Origin of the sequence: Blautia sp. CAG:257 (assembly GCF_000433815.1) — a bacterium.
GTDB lineage: Bacteria > Bacillota > Clostridia > Lachnospirales > Lachnospiraceae > Blautia_A > Blautia_A caecimuris.
This window is the reverse complement of the sequence record NZ_HF998997.1, coordinates 1-3314: the sequence shown is the minus strand read 5'-3', so window position 1 is coordinate 3314 and position 3314 is coordinate 1. Positions and strand designations below refer to the sequence as shown.

The 3314-nt window shown below is 35.0% G+C and carries 6 protein-coding genes; all 6 read right to left on the bottom strand.

The features are described 5' to 3' along the window. Positions 1-505: 505 nt before the first annotated feature. Positions 506-682, bottom strand: a complete 177-nt coding sequence (locus tag QVP40_RS02245) for a hypothetical protein (protein ID WP_288200221.1) — start codon at positions 680-682, stop codon at positions 506-508. Between the two features lie 423 nt (positions 683-1105). Continuing rightward, positions 1106-1429, bottom strand: coding sequence for a hypothetical protein (locus tag QVP40_RS02240; protein ID WP_022066877.1), 324 nt, complete (start codon positions 1427-1429; stop codon positions 1106-1108). Next, complete coding sequence (locus tag QVP40_RS02235) at positions 1422-2342, bottom strand: phage minor head protein (RefSeq protein ID WP_022066876.1); 921 nt, start codon at positions 2340-2342, stop codon at positions 1422-1424. The genes QVP40_RS02240 and QVP40_RS02235 overlap by 8 nt, the downstream gene beginning before the upstream one ends. Next, complete coding sequence (locus QVP40_RS02230; RefSeq protein WP_022066875.1) at positions 2342-2752, bottom strand: HK97 gp10 family phage protein; 411 nt, start codon at positions 2750-2752, stop codon at positions 2342-2344. The genes QVP40_RS02235 and QVP40_RS02230 overlap by 1 nt, the downstream gene beginning before the upstream one ends. Further along, positions 2752-2946, bottom strand: coding sequence for a hypothetical protein (locus QVP40_RS02225; RefSeq protein WP_022066874.1), 195 nt, complete (start codon positions 2944-2946; stop codon positions 2752-2754). The genes QVP40_RS02230 and QVP40_RS02225 overlap by 1 nt, the downstream gene beginning before the upstream one ends. Before the next feature lie 66 nt (positions 2947-3012). After that, complete coding sequence (locus tag QVP40_RS02220; protein WP_288200215.1) at positions 3013-3195, bottom strand: hypothetical protein; 183 nt, start codon at positions 3193-3195, stop codon at positions 3013-3015. Between the last annotated feature and the right edge of the window lie 119 nt (positions 3196-3314).

Genomic DNA, 3314 nt, shown 5'->3' with positions numbered 1-3314 from the left:
TCTCATTTTGACTTGTACTATTTATATTCTAGCACCAAGCACCCAGTTATTTGTTACTGAGTGCCTGCATTAGAATCGTATTTAATTGTTCAGATTTGGTCAGATTATGCCAAACCCTCCAGCGAAAAATCCGGTGTCTGAGAGTGCCAAATCACCCTCAAAAATACACCCGAAATTGCTCTCTGGGTGTCCTATTTTTTAACCACTAAGGCCGTTTTTTGACCCCATTTTTGCCGGTTGTCCTATATTTAACCACTAAAAATTGGGTGAAAACGGCTCTCGTTTGGTCAAATCAAGTCAAACTATATCAGCCCGTTTAGGTATAAGAAAACCCCGGAAAGCCTTGATTTTCCGGGGTTTTTGAACCATTTTGATATAGTCTGAGCAGTCGATTATCTCTTGCATAATTTACACCCTTGTATTTTCAAGGCATTACAGACATTTTGTAAGCAACGTGTAAGAAGTTCAGTTTGTATGAATTATTATGCACTCTGAACTAACTAAATCAATATATTTTATCTTCATCATACCGGGGTTCTTTTTGTTTCTTTCCAGTCTTGATACACTTCTGTATTTCTTCAACAATTTCCTGATCTGTTTTGGTAAATCCCATATAGAAGAAATAGTTTTCTCCAAAACAATCCTCATAGGCTTTCAATGCTTCTTCCAGTTTCATAATCATCACTAAACTTTCTATTGAACACTCTGAACAATCGTGTTATATTATAGATGTAAAGAGAACAACCGCCCACTGGGTGAGTTGACCGGATAAATTGAGAAGCAAAGCCACCCGAACCGACCAAAGTATCAGGGTGGTTTTTGCTATGTATTGCTACTTACAAAACGTAAAAACGAATGTAAGCAATGCAAGAATGAACATTCCGAAGGCAATTAAGTCTTTGAAATCAAAATGATTTTTGTTGTCCATCAGCATCACCCCCATTCTTCAAGAATGAGGTCAAGCCACCCTGTAACACGATTGTTCCCTACACTGATATTTTACCATGTTTGAAGACCTCTGACAACTCATATAATCGTTATATAAGCATTAAAAAAGCACTAATGATATTTTTATCACTAATGCTTTTATACTCTGTATATAAAGTTACCCCTTCAACAATTCGACCACTTTCAGAAGTACATCAATCAATTCCTTATTCCCTTTATTTGCTGCCAAATCAATAGAAACTGTTTTTCCTATGTGAACCCCTTCTCTATTATTCCATGGTTGTTTAGAAACAGCTAAACGCATTCCTTCACGATACAATCTTAATTCATTTCCCTGAATAGTCACAAATTCCGGCTGTTCTTTTTCATAAAATTTATCATAGTTTGTTTTCATTGCTTTTTCTTCTCCCTCATTCAAAATTTGTTCTGCTGCTTCTATTTCTTGTAATGCCTGTTCTACTATCGCTTTCATTTTATCCATGTAAATAAATCTCCTTCCAATCTTGGTAATTTTGTGATGCTTTCAACCGTACTAATTTATTATTTTCACCATCCCATTTCGTATAGTCATCATTCAATGCGGATCTGACACGCATTAATGCGAAGCATCTACAATTTATATCTTCTGATGCAATCCCAAAAGAACAGGGATGTAAAGCCTTGTGTCCTGCAACTTCAAAATACTCTTCAATCTCTTTAGTCTGACCATCCAACATCCTATGGTGTGATCTTGTCTTTTTATCAAGCGTACTGTCCCATTGTTTTACAATATCAAGACCTAATTCTTTTGCTTTTTTCATTGCTTCAAAAGCTGTTGCATTATTCACCCTTGCTCCTTCTGTCCGGGCAATCCTCAAAGCCTGGTTATACGACGGCGAAAAAGGGCTTGTCAGTTTATTACTTAATGATTTAGCCATTTCCTGATAACTTTTTCCTGTTGAAAATCCTCTTGATAATTCTGCAACAACATTCTTTTTTAACTGTTGCGTATTTTTATATAATCGTTCTGATAGTTTAATCCCATCCACAGGGGTATTGATTATATTTGCGATAATTCTTTCTTCCAACATAATCATCACCGGGGCTTTTTGCTTATGTAAAGAATATATAGCACCTAAAAACGAATCTTCACTAATATCCTTTAAGTATTCTTCAATGCTATTGTAATTTTTTTGGTTCAGACGGTCTAAAATTTCTGTAAGAATGTTGTATAGACGCTCTTGGTACTGTCTTTGATATATTTTACTCTGCAAACCTTCATCCACTACTGACAAGATTGCAATTTTTTCTTTTACCTCAGCTATGGCAGCAGCATAGTTATCTTTTAACAGGCCTAATACTTCTTTTTCATGATCAAGTATTATCTGTGCAATTTCTTTTTCATATTTTTTCATTACAAATCACCTATCTTATCTTTTATAATTCTTTCACACGTACCTTTCTTTGATACAAAGGCATTATGCAACGGTCTTTTAGGCTGCTTACCATGTGTAAAATGCCCTCCCCCTTTTGCATCCTCATAAAACCAACCGCCTTTCCTACCATCACCATGTAACGCATATTCACCTGTTCCAAATTCTTCCCAAATAGCATTTTCATAATTTGAGCCAACACAAACAGCTACACCTTGACTATTTTCTTTGGTATCCATCTGCCACGATTCTTTTGTCCTACCTGTCACAACTTTGGTATTTTTCTGCACTTGTTCCATTAATTCAATACCTGCTTCTGTAACCGCTGCAATGCATAACCGTTCTAGCATCTCTTTTACTGCATTACTGTTATCTTTAAATTCTAATGACATTATACAAGCCCCTTTTCTTTGAAACTTCTATACACCAAATCAATATATTTCTTTCTCTGATCATCACTCACACATACATTACGAAGTACATTTTTTATCTGCAATATACTTTCATTTTGTGTCTTTGAATCATATTTTTTTATAGCCTTGACAATTTTCCCAATCTTCCATTTTAATATTATTTTTCTGTTCATCTAACTATCCTCTATATAAACACAAGTCTGAATCATTCACTGAACAATTCAGACCATCATTATTGTTTACACTGTTTTCTTTATTTCTACTTTAAGTCCATCACCAAAGATGAGCCATGCTAAAACATGATGTGAATGTTCATGCCAGTTACTTTCGTTTTGCAAGTCAATACCTTCATCTAACAATTTCTTTGCTTTCAGTTTGGTATATACATCATTCACCGATCCTTGAATCTGCTTATCCAACAAACATAGATCATTCGCCTGCTCTACTAGTATAACGAATATTAAATAATTGCTATATCAAACGGATGCCGCTTCCTCTTCACTGATTTCATCCATTTTATATTTCCAGTGATAAATCACAG